This window comes from Paraliobacillus quinghaiensis (assembly GCF_003426025.1).
Classification (GTDB): Bacteria; Bacillota; Bacilli; order Bacillales; family Amphibacillaceae; genus Paraliobacillus_A; species Paraliobacillus_A quinghaiensis.
Genome location: NZ_QJSH01000012.1, coordinates 1 through 22798 on the forward strand (window position 1 = coordinate 1; position 22798 = coordinate 22798).

Below are 22798 nucleotides of genomic sequence, written 5' to 3' on the forward strand. Positions count from 1 at the left end.
ATGATCGTTTTCACTGATTACACCAATTGTTTTATCATATTTTACATTGTGGTACACATATTCAGTTGCAAAAATGTTTTTGATGATTTTGTCTTCATAAACACCGCGGCCAGTTTCTTCAACTGCCAACTTCGCTAATTGCATGTGCTGATCTAAACCAGCTAGTGCCATTTCTTTTACAATGCTATCAACTTGCTCTTGATTTAGTTTTTTCATTCCTGCTAAAGCTTCTTTTGCATTGCCTACTAACTTATCAATACTTTCCGCTACAGTAACTTCTTGTTTTTTCTCTACTTTTGTGACCATTTAAATACCTCCTAAATTTTTATGTGAATAATTGAGCATATATACTCAAAAAAATATTAATTAACAGCTGCCGGGGTTACGGGGAACTTTGACAAAAGATACATCATTGATCATTCTCGTGTTTGGTTTAATGACCACTACGTACTGCTTAGTCCAAATGTAGTTTGGAATTTCTTTTCCATCCTCCAAATACATAGCTTCAAAGGCATCACCAATTTCTTTTTCAAAACTTTCTAGAGAGTAAAATGCAGCATCTGTACCAAAGTCTTTCCATTCATTTAAAATCATTTTTTTTCCCCCTTTCGCTCTTTCTGATATCATCATAACATCTGATAACGTTTACAAAATACCTAGTTTGTGACAAGTTTGTGAAACAATTCACAAATAAAGCGTTATCATTTTTTTAATCCATGCTAGAGTTGTAGTAAAATAGGGATATTAAAATGTAAAAGGGGAGAAGTAAATGATTGATTTACGCAGTGATACAATTACAAAACCTTCTATTGAAATGAGAAAGGCAGCATATGATTCAGAAGTTGGTGATGACGTTTATGGTGAGGATCCAACTGTAAATAAGCTTGAAGAAATAGCGGCAGAGAAATTAGGAAAAGAAGCTGCGCTGTTTGTGACAAGCGGAACGCAAGGGAATCAAATTGCTGCATTGACACATTGTAAACCTGGGGATGAATTGATTTTGGAGTCAAGTGCACATATTTTTCTTTACGAAGGTGCAGCTGTATCGGCTCTAGCGGGTGTTCAATCACGTCCTATTCAAGGTATTAGCGGCGCAATGAACCCACAAGATGTGAAAGAAGCGATTCGTGCAGATGACATTCATTTTCCAGAAACTTCATTAATATGTCTAGAAAACACACATAACAAAGCAGGTGGAGCAATTGTACCTTTAGAAAATATGAAAGAGATTTATCATATTGCAAAGAATGCTAATGTAGCAGTTCACTTGGATGGTGCGCGATTGTTTAATGCTGCAGTTGCCTCAGGGATTTCAGTTAAAGAATACGCCGAATATACAGACACCGTTCAATTTTGTTTGTCTAAAGGTTTAGGTGCACCGGTTGGTTCAATTATCGCTGGAAGTCATGATTTTATTAAATCTGCTAAAAAATGGCGTAAACGATTAGGTGGTGGACTAAGGCAGTCGGGTATTATTGCTGCGCCTGGAATAATTGCTTTAGAAAAAAATATAAAACGTTTAGCTGAAGATCATCAGAACGCTAAAATTTTAGCTGATGGATTAGCAAATATTAAGGGGTTAAAGGTTGCGAATCAAGTAGAAACAAATATTGTTTTAATTGATGTAACGGAAACAGGTTTATCTGAAACAGCATTTATAGAAACGATTAGAGGACAAGGTGTACTTGCAGGAGCATATGGAACGAATCATGTACGATTTGTTACGCACTTAGATGTAACAAAAGAAGAGATTGAAACAGTGTTGCAAAAAATAAATAAAGCTCTAAAACATTAGAGAACTCACCATATCAACCTGCCTAATTGTGATTTACAAAATTTATGACGGAGTTTATATATGATGCGTCGTAGGGTGTTTATATTAAAAAGGGACGCGGACATATATTCCTTTATTTTTGATAAATGGTGTGAATTGGCGGCTGTTGAGGACATTTGTTCCGCTATTTGTCTCTAAAACGGTTAATTTCAAGTGAATTTCCTAAAATAACGTACTAAATGTCTGCCATCCGCTTAAAATAGCTGTTTTTTGTATAAATAGCGTACTAAATGTCCGTGAAAAGTTTAAAGATGAGTACTACAGTCATATTTTTTATTAACCAAAACCACCTGGATTTGTAGAGGGTTAGTACTAGTAACTCACGTTACTAGTTACGACGCATCATCTATCAAGTACGTATATCAAGAATTAACTATATTTGAGATAGGTTCTAAATAAAAGAAAAACACAGGTCAATTTGATCTGTGTTTTTCTACTATTATAATGAAGCTTTTATATTTCTAACTTATGTGTTTTGGCATCTTGCGTGTTTTTTAGTCTAATCTCGGTCGGTGTAATCTTTAAAACGGTATAATTGGGATCATCAGGTCCTGAGAACCAAGGGGATAGTTTTTCATTCCATAGCCGCTGTTTCATTTCGGCTTCATCATGGATCGAAGCTTCGCCTTCTATTTCAATATATTCATCTGATGTTCCGTCAAATGTATAACCCAAAAGAATATGGACGTGCGGATTTTGTTTAATGTCTTCTACTTTATGTGTTTGCTTATTTGTTGCGGTGTACAATGTAATACCATCATGAAAAAAAGTCATATATCGTGAGTATGGTTTATCTTGCTCTACGGTGGCCATTGTACCTATCTGATGATCATCAAGAATTTTTGTTATTGTTTGTTTAAGTAATTGTTGATCCATTCTGTTGAAACCTCCTAATGATTTTCTAATGTCTAGTATTAGAAGTTTCAATTCATTTATGCATAGGAAGAATTAAACGGAAGAAATACTATATGAAAGAGGGTTCCACAATAGTGAAACCCCCTAACAGAAATTTTTTATAAGCTTGCTTTGTAAATGGCTACTGCATCTTCTCTTGTTAACTTCTTAAAGTTTCCAAATGTAGGGTTAGCAATTACTGTTTTATCAGCCATTTCTTCAATTGTATCTTCTGTGATATCGTAGTCAGCTAATCGAGAAGGAGCATCAATGCTGTTCCAGAAGTCACGTAATGCTTGAATTCCTTCTAAAGCCACTTCACGATCAGATTTACCGTTTTCATCAATATTAAACACACGCACAGCAAGTTGTTTAAATCGTCCAACATTCGCGTCTAATGAATGTTCCATCCAGTGTGGGAAGAGAATAGCTAAACCACCACCGTGTGGAATGTCATGAACAGCTGAGACTGCATGTTCCAAATTGTGTGATGCCCAATCGCCTTGATATCCCATATTTACCATGCCGTTTAACGCCATTGTACCACTATAAAGAATAGTTGAGCGAAGTTCGTAGTTCTCTAGATCATTTAATAGCTTAGGTCCTGTCTCGATAACAGTACGTAAAATACCTTCCACCATATAATCTTGTAGTATGGTATTTTTTTCATGATGGAAATAATGTTCTAATGCATGAGACATCATATCAACAATTCCATAGATTGTTTGATCTTTTGGAACTGTAAATGTATTTACTGGATCAAGAATTGAGAATTGTGGGTAACTAAATGGGCTTCCCCAACCATGTTTTTCGTTTGTTTCCCAATTTGTTATCACAGATCCTGCATTCATTTCTGAACCAGTAGCCGCAAGTGTTAAGACAGTTCCGAATGGTAGCGCGTCTTCAGCTTGAGCTTTTTTCGTGACGATATCCCAAATATCATGTTCTGATTTGGATCCTACAGCAATTGCCTTAGTACAATCAATTGTGCTACCGCCGCCAACTGCTAAGATGAAGTCGATTTTCTCTTTCTTACATATGTCAATTCCTTTTCGAACAGTAGTCACACGCGGATTAGGTTCTACGCCAGGTAATTCAAATACCTCTGCATTGATGTCATTTAAAATTTGCATCACTTCATCGTAAAGACCATTGCGTTTAATGCTACCTCCACCATAAACGACTAATACTTTCTTACCGTAATTTGGTACCTCATCTTTTAATTTTGTTACTGTTTCTTTACCGAAAATAAGTTTTGTTGGATTATAGTATGTGAAATTTTGCATTGCTTATCAGCCTCCTGTATCTATAATGGCAAGATTGAAAAAAGAAGTAAAGTAATTAGCACTTATCCTATTATGAACTAACCATTGTTCCACCATTCACGTGAATTACTTGTCCTGTAACATAGGAAGAGTCTGAAGACGCAAGATATACAAAGGCAGGGGCTAATTCATAAGGCTGACCAGGTCGTTTTAAAGGAACAGTTTTTCCGAAATTTTCAGAGATGTAGCTAGCCGAAAAACTTGCAGGTATCAGTGGTGTCCAGATTGGACCTGGTGCAATGGCATTAACACGAATTCCTTTGTTGGCTAAGTTTTGTGATAATGAGCGTGTGAAACCAATAATTGCTCCCTTAGTAGCGGTATAATCAATTAATTTTTCATGCCCTTCGTAAGCTACCACTGATGCAGTATTAATAATGGAACTTTCCCTTGTTAAATGAGGTAATGCTGCTTTAGTTAAGTGGAAGAAAGAGAAAATATTCGTTTGAAAGGTCAAGTGCAGTTGTTCTGTGGTGATGTCTAATAAATTATCCTGTGGAAATTGGACGCCGTGGTTATTTACCAAAATATCTAATTTGCCAAAATGATCAATCGTTTTTTGGATTACAAACTTACAATTCTCTTCTATACGCAAATCACCAACTAATAGTAAACAGTCCTGACCTAAAGCTTGAATGCGCTCCCTAGTCCGAAAAGCATCATCATTCTCGTATTCGTAATAATAAGGGATAACTATATTTGCTCCTTCTTTAGCAAAAGCAATTGCTGTAGCTGCACCAATCCCACTATCACCACCAGTTATAATTGCTACTTTATCTTGTAGTTTATTTGCTCCTTTGTAACTTTTATCTTCTATAATCGGCTTTGGTGTCATTAACGCTTCAATTCCGGGTTGTTGAGGTTGATGTTGAGGGGGTAAATCTGTGAATTCGTTAAAATTTATATCATTCATCTAGGTATCCTCCTAAAATTCATCTATTCATTAATATGCACCGAGCCTAAAGAGTGTTCGAGTTTAATGTATTGACAGTGTTTAATGGGATGATTATAATAATTTTTGGCATAAAAAACTATCTGGTATAAAAATGACCTTGGAGTCATTTGGCTTGAGGGGAGGAAGAGTAGTGGAAGATAGGCAAATAGAAATTATGCAAGTAGCTATGCGTTTTTTTTCGAAAAAAGGATTTCATGCTACATCTATGCAGGAAATTGCTGCGGATAGCGGTATATCCAAGGGTTCTTTATATAAATGTTTTGAATCGAAAGAAGAGTTATTAATACAAGTGTTTAAATTTAATCATGATAATATGGTAGAAAAGGCTAAGCGTATTAATGCAGATTCTAGCTTAGCACCTAAAGAAAAATTAAATAAAATGTTAATTGTTGAGTTTGAAGGAATCTTAGAAAATAAAGAATACTTTAATCTTTTAACTAAATCACTACTCTTTGAAAAAAATCAAAAAATACGACCATTGATGCAGCAAGTACGTGCAGAGATGATGGATTGGCATAAAGAAATTTTATTACAAATTTATGGGGAAGATGTGGCGCCGTTTATATGGGATGCAGTACTTTCGTTACAAGGTATTTTAAAAGAATATGTTTCAATTGTTATACAAGATCAACAGAAACTTGATGCAACAAAGATAGCGGAATATGTTGTTTCGTGTGTGGATGCGATTGTTAAGCAACATAAAAACAAAGCCCCTGTATTAAAAGATGATATGATGAAAAATTACTTAATTTTAAAAGAAAACAAAAAGTGGATACCAATTGAAGATCAGATAATTCAAGTGCTTTCACATATTAAATTTCGCTTGAAATCAGAGTTATTACCTTTAGATAAGAACAAAGAAATTGAAAAAACTATTCTTTTATTTAACGAGGAACTTAAAGAGAAAAAACCGAGAATCTTCCTATTAAATTCATTACTTGCAAACCTTGAAAAAAATTTAAAAGAAAAAGAAGAATTGAACACGATTGAGAATCTAATAAAGCTATTGGATTGAAAAAGGTTGTTCAAACAGAGAAATAGAGGAGTATAAATATGTCAAATGAAGAAACGGCAGAGGTTACTCAAATTAATCGTAAGCCTATTGTGCTAGTGCTGATAGCTGGAGGATTTATAGCAATATTAAATCAAACATTATTTGCAACAGCAACACCGCATGTAATGGCGGACTTCCAAATATCAGAAAATATCGCACAGTGGCTTACAACAATTTTTATGCTTGTTAATGGTGTGATGATTCCAATTACCGCCTTTTTAATTGAAACATTCACCACAAGAAAGTTAGTGTTGTTTGCATTATCGCTATTTGCTTTAGGTACATTAATCTGCGGGATTGCACCAACATTTCCAATACTGATGGTTGGTAGGGTTGTTCAGGCAAGTGGGGCTGGCATCATGATGCCGCTTATGATGACTGTATTTTTAACTATTTTTCCTATTGAAAAGCGAGGAGCGGCAATGGGAATGGTAGGTCTTGTTATATCGTTTGCTCCAGCACTCGGACCAACCTTGTCTGGTTGGATTGTAGAGAACCATCCATGGAGAATGATGTTTTTTGTTATTTTACCAATTATTCTAATTGATATTATTTTGGTTTATTTCTTTATGGAGAATGTAACCAAGCGTACTTTTCCGAAAGTTGATATCTTATCGATTGTCTTATCCACATTTGGTTTTGGTGGTTTGTTATTTGGGTTTAGTAGTGCGGGAAATGGTGAATGGGCAGATCCAACAGTTATTATTTCTATAGTCGTTGGTCTAATTTCTCTGATCACATTTATTAGAAGACAGTTTAAATTAGAACAGCCAATTTTAGAGTTCCGCGTATTTAAATCGCGTACGTTTACAATAACTACGCTTATTGGAATGATTGTTTTTGTAGGATTAATCGGTTCTGAAACAATTCTTCCTATATATATGCAAAACTATGCAGGATTTACTGCATTAGAATCTGGTCTTATGATTATGCCAGGTGCAATTTTAATGGGGTTAATGTCTCCCATAACAGGTAGGATTTTTGATAAAATCGGTGCAAGGTATTTAGCAATAGTAGGTTTAACAATAATGACTATTACGACCTTCCTATTTACAAATCTATCTACAGAAACGCCTTTAATTTACTTAACAATCGTTTTTGGTATTCGAATGTTTGGTATGTCGATGGTTATGATGCCTGTTACTACAGCTGGACTAAACCAATTACCGATACGATTGATAGCCCATGGAACGGCAATGAATAATACAATGCGTCAAGTTGCTGCTTCGATTGGTACTGCAATTTTGGTAACAGTAATGACAACCAGTGCGTTAGATAGTGGACCGAATGCTGCGCCAAGTGCCTTAATACATGGTGTTAATATTGCCTTTTATGTAGCTACTGCTTTATCCCTGGTTGGTTTGATATTGTCTTTCTTCATTAAAGGAACAAAACCTTCTGAGCAACATGGAACATACGAATTTGAATAATAATATATGAAGTAAGAAAAAGGGTGTCACTTATGTGATGCCCTTTTTTTACTAAAACGTTTTTAAAAGAAAGTTCTAGACTGTACTTGTATCAAATGCTAATTTGACTATAACAGTATGGTACAGATAAGGTGTTGCTATTATTTTATTTTGGTGTGTTACTAAAATATAGGTGAATAAAACGTAATATAACAATAATGAATGCGTGTTCCTGTAACTATACTAATCCAATATTATTTGTGTATAAAATTTGAACATTTTTAGAACTTTTACTATAACAGTTTTAAAATGTGATGTTTTTCACTTTAATTATTAAACGATAAGGTATATAATGAACTTAAGATAATCGCTTGTTTGTTTAACGAACAAGGTAAGATTATAACTATGAGGAGGTAGCGGAAATGAAAGTAGCAGAAGAAGTTACACAAAAAAATCCTTGGGATGGCTTCCGTGATGGTAGATGGCAAAAAGAAATTGACGTCCGTGACTTTATTTTAAAAAACTTTACCTTATATGAAGGAAATGAAGAATTCCTAGCAGGCGCAACTGATGCAACGAAAGCTTTATGGGAACGCGTAATGGAATTGACTAAACAAGAAAGAGACAATGGTGGTGTCCTAGATTTAGATACAAAGATCGTTTCTACGATTACATCACATGGTCCTGGATATTTAAACAAAGATGTTGAAAAAGTAGTTGGGGTACAAACGGATGAGCCATTTAAACGCTCTTTACAACCAAATGGTGGTATTCGTATGGCAGTAGCCGCAGCTGAATCTTATGGCTATAAAATCGATGAAGAAGTTGTTGAAACATTTACAGAACACCGTAAAACACATAACCAGGGTGTTTTTGATGCCTATACAGATGAGATTAAAGCGGCACGTAGAGCTGGTATTGTAACTGGTTTACCTGATGCGTATGGCCGTGGTCGTATCATTGGTGACTATCGTCGTGTTGCACTTTATGGTGTTGATCAATTGATTGCTGAAAAGAAAAAAGAAAAAGGCTTAATCGGAAATGGCACAATGAGTGATGATGTTATTCGTGACCGTGAAGAAACATCAGAACAAATTCGTGCACTTCAAGAGTTAAAACAATTAGGCGCAGCATATGGTTTTGACATTTCGAAACCTGCAACAACAGCTCAAGAAGCTTTCCAATGGTTATACCTTGGATATCTAGCGGCGATTAAAGAGCAAAATGGTGCAGCGATGAGTCTTGGTCGTGTATCAACTTTCTTAGATATTTATATTGAGAGAGATATTGAAAATGGCACTTTAACTGAAGAAGAAGCACAAGAATTAGTAGATCACTTTGTAATGAAGTTACGTCTTGTTAAATTTGCAAGAACACCTGAATATAACGAATTATTTAGTGGAGACCCAACTTGGGTGACAGAATCACTAGCCGGTATGGCACAAGATGGTCGTCCATTAGTAACGAAAAGTTCTTACAGATTCTTGCATACTTTAGATAACTTAGGACCAGCTCCAGAGCCAAACTTAACAGTTCTTTGGTCTACAAAGTTACCAGAAAACTATAAGAAGTATTGCGCAAATATGTCTATTAAATCAAGCTCTATTCAATATGAAAATGACGATTTAATGCGTGACATTTATGGTGACGACTACGGTATAGCTTGTTGTGTATCTGCTATGCGTATCGGGAAACAAATGCAATTCTTTGGTGCACGTGTTAACTTAGCAAAAGCATTGCTTTATGCTGTTAACGGTGGGGTTGATGAAAAGTCTAAAGCTCAAGTAGCTCCAGGCTATGCGCCAATCACTTCTGAATATCTTGATTATGATGAAGTAATGACAAAATATGATACGATGTTAGACTGGTTATCTGGTATCTATGTAAATGCATTAAACGTCATTCACTATATGCATGATAGATATAGCTATGAAAGAATTGAAATGGCACTACACGATCGTGAAGTATTACGTACAATGGCATGTGGTATTGCAGGATTGTCTGTTGTTGCCGACTCACTTAGCGCAATTAAATATGCGAAAGTAAAAACAATTCGTGATGAAGATGGTTTAGTAGTAGATTATGAAGTGGAAGGTGACTTCCCTAAATACGGTAATAACGATGACCGTGTTGATGAAATTGCTGCTGACTTAGTTAAAGCATTCATGAACAAAATTAAAAAGCACAAAACTTACCGTGACTCTGTACACACACAATCATTACTAACAATCACTTCTAATGTTGTGTATGGTAAGAAAACTGGTAATACACCAGATGGACGTAAAGCTGGCGAACCATTCGCACCAGGGGCAAACCCATTACATGGCCGCGACCAAAATGGTGCATTAGCATCACTTAGCTCTGTAGCTAAAATGCCATATGAGTATTCTTTAGATGGAATTTCTAATACTTTCTCTATCGTACCTAAAGCATTAGGTAAAGATGAAGAAGCTAGAAAAGCTAACCTAGCAGGTATGCTTGATGGTTATGTAACGAAAAGTGGTCACCACTTAAACGTTAACGTATTTGACAGAGAGACATTGTTAGATGCAATGGATCACCCAGAAGAGTATCCACAGTTAACAATTCGCGTATCCGGATATGCGGTAAACTTTATTAAACTAACTAGAGAACAGCAAATAGATGTAATTAACCGTACGTTCCACGAAGGTATGTAATATCTGCAAGAGGGGTATACCCCTCTTGCACCCAATAAGGCAAGGAGGGCGAACAACATGAAAGGTCGAATTCATTCTATAGAAACAATGGGTACAGTAGACGGTCCTGGCTTACGCTATGTCATCTTCACACAAGGGTGCTTACTACGTTGTAAGTTCTGTCATAATCCTGACACATGGAAAATGGGTCAAGGAAAGGAAATGACGGTTGAACAAATGGTCAAGGATATTAAAGACTACCTTCCGTTTTTCCAATCTACTAATGGTGGGGTGACTGTAAGTGGTGGAGAACCGTTACTGCAGGTTGAGTTCTTAATAGAATTATTCACAGAACTAAAGAAATTGGGTGTTCATACAACAATTGATAGTTCCGCCGGATGTTTTAGTCGCTCCCCGCGCTTTATGAAAAACTTTGATAGATTACTAGAAGTTACAGATCTAGTTTTATTAGATCTAAAACACATTGATCCAGTAGAGCATAAAGAATTAACTGGTATGTCAAACGAACATATTATTGATATGGCTAAATACTTGGATGAAAAAAGTATTCCAATATGGGTACGTCATGTGCTTATACCTGGTATTAGCGATAAAGATGAATATCTCCAACGTCTATCAGACTTTATTGCTACATTGGGCAATGTTGAACAGATTGATGTCTTACCGTATCATAAACTTGGTGTTTATAAGTGGGAAAACTTAGGATTAAAATATCCACTTGAAGGTGTAGAACCACCAACCGAAGACCGCGTGAAAAATGCGGAAGATATTTTGAATCGAGTGAAAGTAGTATCATAAAATTAATGAGGAGCCTTATCTAAGGCTCTTTTTTTGCGCGTTAGGAAAGTGTGAAATTTTAGCTGTGAAGTTGAATCGACGTAGTGAAAATTTTTAAGTTCCAAGTATAAGAAAAGCTAACGCATTCGCTAAAGGACGAGCGGATGCGAGATTTTCTAATATAAAAAATAAAAAAGTTTGAATGGTAGTTTAAAATAAGTTAGAAAAGGAATACTCCCTATATAGCTTAAATCATAATGATCTTTTATGAGATCGAATTGTAGAAGGAGTGTTTTTTAATGGCAATTAAATTTACTTCACACGCAACAGCAGTAGGTGGACGTGAGGGTCATGTTAAGTCAGATGATGGTATAATTGACTTAAATCTAGTCCAACCAGGAACGAAGGGTGAAACTGGTACAAATCCAGAGCAGTTATTTGCAGCGGGTTATGCGGCTTGTTACGATGGTGCGCTTCGTCATATGGCAAAGGAAGATAAGAAAGAAATTGATTCTACTATTACAGCTGATGTCAGCCTAATGGATGATGAAGCTGATGGCGGCTTTCAAATTGGTGTAAAATTAAATGTAGAAATTAAAGGTGTTACCCAAGAAGAAGCGGAAGACTTGGCCAAAAGAGCACATGGATTCTGCCCATATTCTAAAGCAACACGCGGTAACATTGGTGTAGAAGTAGTAGCGAAAGCAGTATAATGTTTCCCATGAGAAAATATGAATATCTGTATAATTGACAAAAACGCTTGGTTTTCCAAGCGTTTTTGTTTTGCTTAATATTTTTATTAGGCTCTTTTCGTAAATATTATTGTTTTAAATAGATATAAAATCTGTATAAGTTTTAACATAAGTTACTTGCTGCTACGGAAGTAAGTTCTTTTGATTATAGAAAATGACTGTAATCCATATCTTCTGATTTTTCGCGGACATTTAGTACGTTATTTGATGAAAATCAATGGAAATTGACCGCTTTATAGCTAAATAGCGGAACAAATGTCCATATTACCTTTGTATTTACGCTTTTTATCAAAAATAACGGAGTATATGTCCAGGTATCTTTCATCCAAATGCTGAATTTTTTTGTGAAAAGGATAGGTTATGAAACATATGTAACTGGTAATTCGTAACTAAGGTAATGGTAATAAAAATGGAGGGTTAAATATGTGGTGGTTTTTACTTATCCTTATATTGATGTTTGGATTGTTTAAATTGTTTAATTGGATTATGGGTTATCAAAAAGGAAATATTATTTTAGACTTAGATGATAGGTACTTTAATTGGAATGAACATGTTAAGGCTACTAAAGTAGAGCTTGAAGAACAAGGTAGAGTAGTTGTGTATAATGGTAATGGTGAATTCATAATCGATGGTAAAAAGTATTTAATGATTGAAAGAAATGTTCGAATGGGCGTTCCATTACAACGAACTATTTTAAAACTACAAAAGGATGGTAACTAGATGACTGAAAGTAGTAAGAAGATATTATTTATTGGTGCCGGAAGGATGGCACAAGCAATTATTGCAGGATTGAATAAAACGGATATGACGATTGTTGCAAGTAACAATGGTGATGCAAAGCGATTGGAAGAAGTGGAGCAAAAATTTGGTGTAATGACAACAGACAGTTGGAAAGAAGAAATAGAAGATGCTGATATGATTGTATTGGCAATGCCTCCAGAGGCGCATGAATCTGTATTAAAAGAAGTTGAACTGTTTGTTAAGGATCAATTTATCGTCACACTTGCTGCGGGAATAGATCCAACATACTTGGAAGCAAAGTTGCCAGAAGGGACACCAGTAGCTTGGGTCATGCCAAATCCAGCTGCTTCATTAGGTAAATCGGTTAGCCTGTATACGCTTGGTAAACATGTTGGGGAGCATCACGAAAAAATGTTAGAAGCTTTATTGGATAGCATAGGCTCTTCAGAAAAAGTAACAGAAGACCAAGTGCATGCACTTACACCAATCACGGGAAGCGGTTCAGCTTTTATTTATCGAATGGCTAATTCGCTTGTTACCTCAGCAATAGATACTGGAGTGACGGAAGAAAAGGCGAGAAAATTAGTAGCTGATATGATACATGGCGCAGCTGCAATGTTGCAGACGGGAGAACCTCCGAAAAAATTGATTGATCAAGTAGCTAGTCCTGGTGGAGTTACAGCGGCTGGACTTGAAGTAATGGATGAAGGGCAGTTTGATCAGATGATGCAAGATGTTGTTACTGCCTGTCACATAAGGGCAAGAAATAATTAACTATTTTATTTATTGAAAAAAGAAAAGACCAATAAGGAAGCCACATGATTATAGAAAATCATGTGGCTTCTCCATTGTTTTATTATTTTTCAGTTGAAGCTTCTGTCTCTGCAACAGATAAGCTATCATTAATTCTCTTTTCACTTTTAGCTGCTACTTGGTCTAGCATACCTTTAAGATCGACACCAGATACATCTTTTAATGTTTCAGGTAGCTGGCTCATTAACTTTGTCACATAACTACTCATGCGTGTTGCGCCATCACCTTCACCATTTCCGCTATCAATTACAGTAACTTTATCAATTGAGGAAACAGGTTCAGCAATCTTTCCTGCAAATTCAGGTAACATGTTAACAATCATTTCGAGAATAGCTGCTTCTCCGTATTTAGCCATTGCTTCTGCAATTTTTTCTTTTGCTTCTGCTTCAGCAAAACCTTTTAAGCGAATAGCTTCTGCTTCTGCTTGCCCATCGAGACGAATTTCTTCTGCCTCTGCTTCAGCGTTTTTAACGCGTGCAACTTTATCGGCTTCCGCTTTTTGCTCGGTTGCATAACGCTCTGCCTCTGCCTTTTTAGAAATCTCTGCTTCGTATTGACGTTGTTTACGCAATACTTCCTTTTCATCAATTTCAATTTGTTTATTCTTTTCAACAAGTTGGATTTGCATTTCTTCTTGTTTTACTTGTTGGGCTGACTTAGCTTCTTGCAATTTATAAGACATGTCAGCTTCTGCTTTCGCTTTATCCTGATCACGTTTATATGCCGCTGTTTTTAATTCTTTGTCTTTTGTTGACTCGGCAATCTGTGTTTCACTCAATAATTCAGCACTTTTACTTTCGCGTTCTGCTTCTGCCCTTTTAATACGTGCATCTCGCATTGCATTTGCTTCCGCAATTTGAGCATCTCTTTTTACCTCAGAAATTCTTGGTTTACCGAGTGCTTCTAAATAGCCGTTTTCATCTTGGACATCTTTAATCGTAAAGGAGACAATTTGCAGTCCCATTTTTCTCAAGTCAACAGCAGCTTGCGTTTGTACTTCTTGAGCAAAACGTTCACGATTTTTGTAAATCTCTTCAACGGTCATCGTACCTAAGATTGCCCGTAAGTGACCTTCCAAAACTTCTTGTGCCTGTTTTCGTAGCTCTAAATCATCTTTTCCTAAAAATTGTTCGCCTGCAGTTGCGATGCCTTCGGTTGTACTTTGGACTTTGATAATGGCTGTTCCATCTGCCATTACTGGTACACCGTTTTCAGTATAAACGTTAGGTGTGGATATATCTAAACTGTGTGAACGCAAACTAATTGTTTCAGATTGTTGAAATATTGGAATAATAAATGCGCCGCCACCACGGACGATTTTGATGCCGCTTCCTCCATCAACTTTATGTACATTTTTACTCCCTAAGAAACTACCTGTTACAATCATTGCATCATCTGCACCAACTGTTTTATACCGAACTGCAAAAAGAATAGCAAATGCAAAAATGACAGCTACCACTACACCAATAACTATAATAAAATCTCCCATATTACTCCTCCTTGGTTTATAAGCCTGTTAACTCTGAAACATATAAAACCTGGTCTTTAACCTCAACGACAACAATATGTGTTCCTTGCTTAATCTTAACTGAATCAAAGCTTTTGGCAGATTCACTACGACTTCCATTTGTTGACTCGATAAATACTTCACCATACCCATTTGCGGGAATAGTTGTAATAACTTCACCTGTTTTACCAGCTAAATCATAAATGGAAATAGAAGTGGAAGCTTCAGCTTTTGACATAGGGATAACGAGTAAGTAATAAATTAAAAAATAGGCTCCAAGTCCAATTAACAAACTAATCAGTAAAACATACCAGTTAGAAATACTAGAATATTTTGTGAATAGCACACCAGAACCACTGACAACAGCTAGTGTTCCAAATAGTAATAAAGGGTTTAGGAACTCACCAACACTGTCAAAAAGCCCATCTAATAATCCTTCTAATAAGTCCCCTAAAAATAAGGAAATAATAGCTATAGCAAGACTTCCCCACAATAACCACCAATAAATATCAACTATTTCGATCTGTATACCTCCTTTCAAAAAAGCACTCTATAACATAGTACGTAAAGAAACCGAAAAAAGTTCCTGTTTTAGGGAAATAGTTCTAATTTTATACCACTACGAAACATTGACATTAATAATCATTATCAATTATTATGAAGAGTGGAAGCTTTTTAGGAGGTATATAGTAATGGAAGTTGCAATAGTATTTGCAAGCATGACTGGTAACACAGAAGAGATAGCTGAAATTATTGAAAGTAAAATTGATTCATTAAATGTTTCAGTGACTGCTTTGCAAATTGATTTTGATGATATAGAAGCGTCTGATTTAACTCGTTATGATGCGATTTTATTGGGCACATACACATGGGGAGATGGCGATCTGCCGTTTGAGATAGAAGATTTTTATGATGATTTAGAAGATGTTGATTTGACAGGCAAAAAAGTAGCGTTATTTGGTTCATGTGATTCCTTTTATCCAGAGTATGGCACAGCAATAGATACAATGGGTGAACGTTTTAAATCAATTGGTGCTGAAGTCGTTTTAGATTACTTAAAAGTTGATTTGGCACCAGAATTAGAAGATGTTAAGCGTTGTGAAGATTTCGCTGAAGCGTTTGTAGATAAGTTAAATAATTAACTTGCTTACTCGATGGAAATAAGTGATAATCTTCTTATTAACATCGAGGTGAAAAAAGTGAAATTTATTAAAAGGATGCTATTAACAGTTTTGGTGCTGGTATGTATTGGGTATGGTGTGTATTACTTTGGGATGAATTATCTAGCTAATCGAGTAGCAACTGAAGTTGAAGCGCGCTTAACAACTAGCGAAGAGATCGAAGTGGTAAAACAGTACGTAGAAAGTAGCCCTGTTTTAAATGATTATATTGAGGAAGCCGCTGCTATTAATGAGGTGGCATTGGTATTCGAAACAAAACAGGAAGCGGTTAAGCAGCTTTTGAAGAAATTTTCGATATCTGAAATGCAAGAGATTCAAAAGACCGTTCAAGATGGCATAACTAAATTTGAGCAGGAATCACTAATAAAAGAGATTGAAACGAAATTGACCAGAGAAGAACTAGATGCATTGAAAGTTCTCGTTTACAAAGAGCTCTATCAACAACAAAATTAGGACCCATAAAAAACTATTAAAAAATAAGTTTTTTATGGGTCTTTCATTTTGTGGAAAAAATAACTAGCAAAAAGTATAATAGATGTAATTAAGAATTCAAAATATAAAGGAATGACGAAAATGGGATCTCGATTTATTCAAGAAGTGCTCTCGTGGTTAAAAGCAATTTTAATAGCATTGGTTATTGTGTTTGTTGTGCGTGAGTTTATCATGACTCCTTCAATTGTTAATGGAGAGTCAATGATGCCAAATTTGCAACATGGCGATCGGATTATTATTAGTAAAGTAACTTCAATTGAACGTTTTGATGAAGTGGCGTTTCATGCTCCTGATGCTGATGAAAATTATGTAAAGCGGGTAATTGGCCTGGCTGGAGATACAGTTAGAATGGAAGATGATGTTTTATACATAAATGATAAGGCGTATGAGGAACCATATTTAGATGAATTTAAGCAAAAATTGATTGGGGAGCAGAGGTTAACTAATAATTTCAATTCAGTTGTTGTTCCTAAAGGGAAGTTGTTTGTACTTGGGGATAATCGTCGAAGAAGTAGAGATAGTAGGGAGTTCGGACTTATTTCTGAAGAGGCTGTTATTGGTGATGTAGTTTTTCGAATATGGCCAATAGATCAATTCGGGATCCCGAAATAATAATCATTTAAGAATCCTCTTAAATCACTATAAATAATTCAACCAAACTTGGTACATATTAAGCCCATCTTAAGAAAAGTTAGGTGATAAGATGGAGATTAATAATAGGCTGTATCAACCGGGAGATGTTGTTTACGTAATTATTCGAAACCCACATGTACAAGGAGCTGCAAATGTGCAAGAAGCAGCGGTTGTTCATAATCCAGAAGTGCCAAATGATTTAGCTTTGTTTTTATATGAAACGTATTATCCACTAACTGATGAAGTTGCTGTTTATCAGACGGAAGAAGAAGCGGAGCAAGCATTTCAACAGGCATTTGGTTCTCCTGAAATTGAGGGTTACTATGGTTAAACCCTTTGTCCCGCAACTTGTATACTTTGAACCGAAAGCATTAGAGTATCCGTTAGGAAAGACGTTATATGATAAATTCTCAAATATGGACGTTGAAATTCGAGAAACAACTTCGCATAATCAAGTCCGTAATTTACCTGGAGAAAATGATTTTCAAAAATATCGTATTGCCAAATCGACATTGGTAGTAGGATTACGGAAAACACTCAAATTCGATACATCGAAACCGTCTGCTGAATATGCCATTCCCTTTGCAACAGGTTGTATGGGGCATTGCCACTATTGTTACCTGCAAACAACGATGGGAAGTAAACCTTATATAAGAACCTATGTCAATACCGAAGACATATTTCAAGCAGCTGAAAGGTACATGGAAGAACGTGCACCCGAAATAACGCGATTTGAAGCTTCTTGTACATCCGATATTGTTGGAGTAGATCATTTAACACATACGTTAAAAGATGCGATTGAATTTTTCGGGAAGACTGAGCATGGCTTATTGCGATTTGTGACGAAGTTTGCCCATGTAGATCATTTACTTGATGCTGACCATAAAGGACGCACGCGTTTTCGGTTTAGTATTAATGATGACTTTGTTATTAAATTTTTTGAACCAGGAACATCACGGTTGAAGGAAAGAATTGAAGCGGCTGTTAAAGTTGCTGAAGCAGGATATCCGTTAGGTTTTATTATTGCGCCAATCTATCTTCATGAAGGATGGCGTGAGGGATATCGCCAGATGCTTGAAGAATTAGAGGCTGCTTTACCTGCCGTAGCAAAAAAGGATCTGACGTTCGAATTAATTCAACACCGGTTTACAAAGCCGGCTAAACGTGTGATACAAAAAAATTATCCGATGACTAAACTTGAACTAGACGAGTCAAAACGAAAATCAAAATGGGGAAAATACGGGATCTGGAAATATGTTTATAATGACAATGAGCAAGAGGAAATGAAAGAGCTCTTTATGAAGACTATTCCTAAGCTATTTCCAAAAGCAACAATTGAATACTTTACTTGATTTAACCTATTTTACAAAATTATCTAATCGTGATTAAGTAGAAGTACAATAACATAGGTTTAATCCACTAGGGGCGCCGATTGGCTGAGATAAAGATTTTTCTTTGGTCCCTTTGAACCTGAACTGGTTAATACCAGTGTAGGAAAGTAGAGTCGGTATGTATTTGTGTATTTTTATAAGTAGTTAGAAGTAAACCGCTCCATTTTCGGGAGCGGTTTTTTTGCGTTAAAAAATAAATACATAATGGATAAGAATTAAACAACAAGAAGGGTTACTCCGATTTAATTTCTGAGTAGCTCTCTTTTTTGTTTGAAAATAATACTACGTATGGTAGCTTAATATATATAGAATGAGGTGATGGCCATGTTTAATGAGAAAATTAATGATGAGCTAAGTTTAAGGTTATTAGAAACGCGGGATGCTGCAGTTGTTTTTAATTTAGTTGATCAATCGAGAGACTATCTGCGTAGATGGCTTGGCTGGGTTGATGATACGAAAACTGTTCAGGATACCGAAAAGTTTATTCAAATTACAATGGAAGGATTTTCTGCGCGCCGTTCGTTAAATGCGGCTATCTTATATAAAGGGCAAATTGTTGGAATTGCAGGCTATAACGAATTCGATTGGACGAACAAGATTGCCTACATTGGCTACTGGATGGGTGAGGGGTATCAAGGGAAAGGTATCATGACTAATGCTGTGAGGTTCTTAACGCGGTATGCAATTGATGAGTTGGAGTTAAATCGTGTTGACATACGTGCAGCTGTACAAAATAAAAAAAGTCGGGCGATTGCGGAACGACTTGGTTTTACTGAAGAAGGAAGGTTAAGGCAGGCAGAGTACTTATATGATCGGTATGTGGATCATGTTATTTATGGGATGCTTGCTACAGATTGGAAAGAGCGATCGTTATAGGATACTTTGAAAAAAACAACGTAGATTCATTGGAAAAACTGATGGCCCACTTGCATAAGATATCGAGAATAGTAAGGGAATATCATAAAAGGGTGATGTCCAATGAAGAAAATAGCGGCGTTTGAAGCGGCAAAACGATTTATTGAAACTGAATTTACGACTTGTGATGGTGCGCTATTGGCAGGTAGTGTGGTTAGGGGAGGAGAAACCGAAACATCAGATCTAGATATAATTGTTTTTGATAAAGGGCTTCAATATAGTTATAGGGAATCGATCATTCGATATGGGTGGCCAATTGAAGTGTTTGTTCACAATTTGATTTCTTATCGTAGTTTTTTTGCTATGGATGCAGCTAAGGGAATGCCTACATTACCGCGTATGGTTACAGATGGAGCAATATTATTTGACTCGGGAGTATTAGATGATATTAAACGCGAAGCGCAAGAGTTTATTAATCAGGGGCCACCACCTTGGCCGGAAGAAACGATTAAATTAAATCGTTATATATTAACTGATAGGTTGGATGACTTTTTGGGTAGTAATAATAGGGAAGAAGATATTTGTATTGCAGTAAGTTTAGCTTCAATAATACATGAATTTTATTTACGGACAAATCTACAGTGGATTGGAGAGTCCAAGTGGATTTATCGATCGTTAAACAATTTTAACCCAGACTTTGCAGCGCGATATATCTATGCTTTTGAACAGTTTTATCAAAAATTCTCTAAAAAGGAAATAGTAGCATTAGCCGAAGAAATCTTAGCTCCGTATGGTGGTCGTTTGTTTGAAGGCTTTTCATTGGGGAAAGAATAACTAATGAGCAGAATGTTCTAATTCGTGCTTCATATTTGATAAACTGAGTAAAAAAAGGAGGCAAATAATGCGGTTAAAAAACAAAAGTATAATTGCTTTAGTGGAAGACGATTTTGAAGATCTTGAGTTGTGGTATCCAGTTTTAAGGTTACGCGAAGAAGGTGCTACGGTTGATTTGGTCGGAAAGGAAGCAAATAAAACCTATGCTGGAAAGTATGGTGTACCAGCTGAATCAGATAAAGCATTCACTGATGTGGATGTAGAGGCGTATGATGCAATTCTTGTTCCTGGAGGATGGGCTCCTGATAAACTCCGTCGTTATCCAGAAGTAATTGATTTTGTGAAAGCAATGAACGTAGCGAAAAAGCCTATAGGACAAATATGTCATGCGGGTTGGGTGTTAGCCTCTGCTGGCATTTTACAAAATATAAAAGTTACAAGTACGCCTGGAATTAAAGATGATATGACTAACGCTGGTGCTGTTTGGTTTGATGAACCAGTAGTTATTGATGGGCATATTGTATCCAGCCGTCGTCCGCCAGATTTACCACCTTATGTAAAAGCTTTTGCAGATATGTTAGCTGAATCATAAGAAACAAAGCTCCTCTTCTAATCGGAAGAGGAGCTTTTAGTGAAGGTTTATTGATGGATTTACATAAAAAATTTTTGTTTTTCAACATTCGTACTTGAGGTAAACTCCGTCGTAACTAGTAACGTAAGTTACTACCTAACCCGCTACTCAAATGAAATTGGCTCCCTTTCCGCAGGCACGACCTCAACTAATTTTTAAAAGAAGACCACTTCTAAAAATGGATTTTCGGTCAGTGCTGTTCCTGCAGGACAAGGAATGCTTCAATGAATTCACATCGCACGCAGAAAATCGGTTTTATTTTCAAGGAGTGTCGCCAATTTAATTTGATCCGCTAGATAGTCTGAAATATTACAACCTATTTTAGCATCAGAAAAGCTTATTGATTGTTAGTGAATAAATTATAATTAGTTATTTTAATTAGTGCAGGAAGCAAATGGATGACACTCCTGTGGGAACAGCTAATGTTTTCGATGGGGCGAGTAATCGCAGTCCCACAAGTCGAAGATCCACTTGGTGAAGTGTTTTTCTTTACCAAGTTAGCTGAGACTGAGCCCACGGAAAGTGAATCCATTTGGGGCTGCGATTACTCGCCCCACCAAAACCACTGCTGACGTAGCGGGTTAGTAACTTACATCACTAATTACGACGCACATATATAAAATGCGTCATAAACAATAATCTTTATGAAAGTAAATTGATAAAAAATGAAAGGGAGGGGTTTTATTTGGATTTTGTTATTTGGTTACTGATTATAGCTAGTTTCATTTTAAGTTATGTTGGGGTTATTTATCCGATTATTCCGTCACCACTCGTGTTATGGATTGGATTTTTACTTTATTACTTTCTGATAGATCAAGGCCTAACTTGGGTCTTTTGGTCAGTTGCAGTGTTGTTAACCATCATTTTGATTGTTTCCGATATTATAGCAAACAGTTATTTTGTTAAAAAATATGGTGGAAGTAAATGGGGTGAGCGGATAGCGGGACTTGGTGTTATTGTTGGTTCGTTTATCATTCCGCCATTTGGTATCATAATCGTACCGTTTTTGGCAGTGATAGTAGTCGAGTTGTTACAAAGAAGATCAACTCAAGAAGCGATGCGTGCAGCTTTAGGTTCATTATTTGGCTTTTTAGGTGGTGCTTTTGCGAAAGTTGTACTTCAGACCGTTATGATCATCTGGTTTGTTGTCGCAGTCATTTGGTAAATCGATTTGGATACAGATAAAAAGAAAAGGGGGAGGCAAATGACAATTAAGCGAGCATTATCAATTGCGGGATCTGCGGCGCAAGGGAGTGCTGGTATTCAAGCAGATCTTAAAACTTTTCAAGAGCATGATGTTTATGGGATGTCCGCAGTTACTGCAATTGTTGCAAATAACTCGATAACAACCAAAGGGATTTTCATACATGATGTAGAGGTAATAGAAGCGCAATATTATGCTGCCTTGGAGCATGTTGGTGTTGACGTAATCAAGACGGGGATGCTTTTTTCGAAAGAAATTATTGAGCGGGTTTCATTATTACTTAAAGAAGCTCCTACTGAGAATATTGTAGTTGATCCAGTTATGATAGGTAAGATGGGGTCACAATTACTACAAGATGATGCGATAAATGCTTTAAGAGATCGCTTGATTCCTTTAGCGAAGATTATTACGCCTAACATACATGAAGCGGCTCGGTTGTTAGAGAAAGGTTCAATTAAAACGGTTGAAGAGATGAAAGAGGCGGCAGAGGAGCTGTATCAGTATGGACCGGGCTATGTGTTAGTTAAAGGTGGTGCTTTAGCTGGTGAAGCGATTGATGTGTTATATGATGGGGGAAACTTTACTATTTATAGTAAACCTAGAATAAATACAATACATACAAGTGGGGCTGGATGTACTTATTCTTCTGCTATTGCTGCTGGACTTGCTAAGGGACAAACAGTGGAAAAAGCTGTCGCATTAGCGAAAGAATACGTACATGCAGGTATTAATCACGCACTTTCGTTTAATCGTGGTATTGGATCGACCGATCATGCTGCACTAAGAAAATATGGGAAAGAATAAAGATTGAAGCAAAAAAAGGCGATTGCACCAGTGC

The 22798-nt window shown here is 36.3% G+C and carries 24 protein-coding genes, 1 pseudogene and 1 riboswitch; of the genes and pseudogenes, 18 read left to right on the forward strand and 7 right to left on the reverse strand.

The genetic code is table 11. From position 1 onward, the window contains the following. A pseudogene (locus D2K40_RS09275) lies at window positions 1–306 on the reverse strand (bifunctional acetaldehyde-CoA/alcohol dehydrogenase); the annotation flags it as partial. A 60-nt stretch (window positions 307–366) separates the two neighbouring features. Further along, window positions 367–594: a hypothetical protein gene (locus tag D2K40_RS09280; protein ID WP_117155278.1), complete on the reverse strand. Its 228-nt coding sequence runs from the start codon at window positions 592–594 to the stop codon at window positions 367–369. 175 nt (window positions 595–769) lie between these two features. On the opposite strand from D2K40_RS09280, the gene ltaE reads away from it, so the two are divergent. Then, complete coding sequence (gene ltaE / locus D2K40_RS09285; protein ID WP_117155280.1) at window positions 770–1795, forward strand: low-specificity L-threonine aldolase; 1026 nt, start codon at window positions 770–772, stop codon at window positions 1793–1795. Between the two features lie 492 nt (window positions 1796–2287). Here the strand turns inward: ltaE and D2K40_RS09290 are convergent, their stop codons facing one another. The 3 genes from D2K40_RS09290 to D2K40_RS09300 form a co-directional block, all read right to left on the reverse strand. Continuing rightward, window positions 2288–2710, reverse strand: coding sequence for a pyridoxamine 5'-phosphate oxidase family protein (locus D2K40_RS09290; RefSeq protein ID WP_117155281.1), 423 nt, complete (start codon window positions 2708–2710; stop codon window positions 2288–2290). Between the two features lie 137 nt (window positions 2711–2847). Beyond that, complete coding sequence (locus tag D2K40_RS09295) at window positions 2848–4014, reverse strand: iron-containing alcohol dehydrogenase (protein WP_117155283.1); 1167 nt, start codon at window positions 4012–4014, stop codon at window positions 2848–2850. Window positions 4015–4084: 70 nt separating this feature from the next. After that, a complete protein-coding gene (locus D2K40_RS09300; RefSeq protein WP_117155285.1) occupies window positions 4085–4966 on the reverse strand; it encodes an SDR family oxidoreductase in 882 nt (293 codons plus the stop codon). A gap of 172 nt (window positions 4967–5138) precedes the next feature. Here D2K40_RS09300 and D2K40_RS09305 point away from each other — a divergent pair, with 172 nt between their 5' ends. From D2K40_RS09305 to proC, 7 genes are all read left to right on the forward strand, one after another. Beyond that, window positions 5139–6023, forward strand: a complete 885-nt coding sequence (locus D2K40_RS09305) for a TetR/AcrR family transcriptional regulator (RefSeq protein WP_162879186.1) — start codon at window positions 5139–5141, stop codon at window positions 6021–6023. Window positions 6024–6061: 38 nt separating this feature from the next. Then, window positions 6062–7492: an MDR family MFS transporter gene (locus D2K40_RS09310; RefSeq protein ID WP_117155289.1), complete on the forward strand. Its 1431-nt coding sequence runs from the start codon at window positions 6062–6064 to the stop codon at window positions 7490–7492. Between the two features lie 401 nt (window positions 7493–7893). After that, entirely contained in the window at window positions 7894–10149 is a 2256-nt protein-coding gene (gene pflB, locus D2K40_RS09315; protein ID WP_117155291.1) for a formate C-acetyltransferase, read from the forward strand. A 57-nt stretch (window positions 10150–10206) separates the two neighbouring features. After that, window positions 10207–10947, forward strand: coding sequence for a pyruvate formate-lyase-activating protein (gene pflA / locus D2K40_RS09320; RefSeq protein WP_117155293.1), 741 nt, complete (start codon window positions 10207–10209; stop codon window positions 10945–10947). A 278-nt stretch (window positions 10948–11225) separates the two neighbouring features. Continuing rightward, window positions 11226–11639: an organic hydroperoxide resistance protein gene (locus D2K40_RS09325; protein WP_117155295.1), complete on the forward strand. Its 414-nt coding sequence runs from the start codon at window positions 11226–11228 to the stop codon at window positions 11637–11639. Between the two features lie 462 nt (window positions 11640–12101). Beyond that, the gene (locus tag D2K40_RS09330; protein WP_117155297.1) at window positions 12102–12398 is read left to right on the forward strand and encodes a hypothetical protein; all 297 of its coding nucleotides are present in this window, start codon (window positions 12102–12104) and stop codon (window positions 12396–12398) included. Then, complete coding sequence (proC, locus tag D2K40_RS09335) at window positions 12399–13193, forward strand: pyrroline-5-carboxylate reductase (protein WP_117155299.1); 795 nt, start codon at window positions 12399–12401, stop codon at window positions 13191–13193. A gap of 82 nt (window positions 13194–13275) precedes the next feature. On the opposite strand, the gene D2K40_RS09340 is transcribed toward proC, so the two are convergent. Further along, window positions 13276–14721, reverse strand: coding sequence for a flotillin family protein (locus D2K40_RS09340; protein WP_117155301.1), 1446 nt, complete (start codon window positions 14719–14721; stop codon window positions 13276–13278). Window positions 14722–14737: 16 nt separating this feature from the next. After that, window positions 14738–15280 carry an NfeD family membrane protein gene (locus tag D2K40_RS09345; protein ID WP_117155303.1) on the reverse strand — a complete coding sequence of 181 codons (543 nt, stop codon included), beginning with the start codon at window positions 15278–15280 and terminating at the stop codon, window positions 14738–14740. 151 nt (window positions 15281–15431) lie between these two features. Between D2K40_RS09345 and D2K40_RS09350 the strand changes: the two genes are divergently transcribed. The 10 genes from D2K40_RS09350 to thiD all read left to right on the forward strand — a co-directional run bounded on the left by D2K40_RS09350 (window position 15432) and on the right by thiD (window position 22764). Further along, complete coding sequence (locus tag D2K40_RS09350) at window positions 15432–15881, forward strand: flavodoxin (protein ID WP_117155305.1); 450 nt, start codon at window positions 15432–15434, stop codon at window positions 15879–15881. Window positions 15882–15938: 57 nt separating this feature from the next. Continuing rightward, window positions 15939–16373 (forward strand): hypothetical protein, encoded by a 435-nt coding sequence (locus tag D2K40_RS09355; protein ID WP_117155307.1) that lies wholly within the window; start codon window positions 15939–15941, stop codon window positions 16371–16373. A 120-nt stretch (window positions 16374–16493) separates the two neighbouring features. Next, window positions 16494–17024 (forward strand): signal peptidase I, encoded by a 531-nt coding sequence (lepB, locus tag D2K40_RS09360; RefSeq protein WP_229666694.1) that lies wholly within the window; start codon window positions 16494–16496, stop codon window positions 17022–17024. Window positions 17025–17115: 91 nt separating this feature from the next. Further along, window positions 17116–17376 carry a transcriptional regulator SplA domain-containing protein gene (locus tag D2K40_RS09365; RefSeq protein ID WP_117155311.1) on the forward strand — a complete coding sequence of 87 codons (261 nt, stop codon included), beginning with the start codon at window positions 17116–17118 and terminating at the stop codon, window positions 17374–17376. Continuing rightward, complete coding sequence (gene splB, locus D2K40_RS09370) at window positions 17369–18397, forward strand: spore photoproduct lyase (RefSeq protein WP_117155313.1); 1029 nt, start codon at window positions 17369–17371, stop codon at window positions 18395–18397. Before D2K40_RS09365 ends, splB begins: the two co-directional genes overlap by 8 nt. A 59-nt stretch (window positions 18398–18456) precedes the next feature. Further along, a riboswitch (TPP riboswitch) is annotated at window positions 18457–18559 on the forward strand. A gap of 201 nt (window positions 18560–18760) precedes the next feature. Further along, window positions 18761–19312, forward strand: a complete 552-nt coding sequence (locus D2K40_RS09375; RefSeq protein WP_117155315.1) for a GNAT family N-acetyltransferase — start codon at window positions 18761–18763, stop codon at window positions 19310–19312. A 102-nt stretch (window positions 19313–19414) separates the two neighbouring features. Further along, on the forward strand, window positions 19415–20125 hold the full coding sequence (locus D2K40_RS09380; protein ID WP_117155317.1) for a nucleotidyltransferase domain-containing protein: 711 nt from the start codon (window positions 19415–19417) through the stop codon (window positions 20123–20125). A gap of 67 nt (window positions 20126–20192) precedes the next feature. After that, window positions 20193–20717, forward strand: coding sequence for a type 1 glutamine amidotransferase domain-containing protein (locus D2K40_RS09385; protein WP_117155319.1), 525 nt, complete (start codon window positions 20193–20195; stop codon window positions 20715–20717). Window positions 20718–21441: 724 nt separating this feature from the next. After that, window positions 21442–21921 (forward strand): DUF456 domain-containing protein, encoded by a 480-nt coding sequence (locus D2K40_RS09390; RefSeq protein WP_117155321.1) that lies wholly within the window; start codon window positions 21442–21444, stop codon window positions 21919–21921. 39 nt (window positions 21922–21960) lie between these two features. Beyond that, complete coding sequence (gene thiD / locus D2K40_RS09395; protein WP_117155323.1) at window positions 21961–22764, forward strand: bifunctional hydroxymethylpyrimidine kinase/phosphomethylpyrimidine kinase; 804 nt, start codon at window positions 21961–21963, stop codon at window positions 22762–22764. The last annotated feature ends 34 nt before the right edge of the window (window positions 22765–22798 follow it).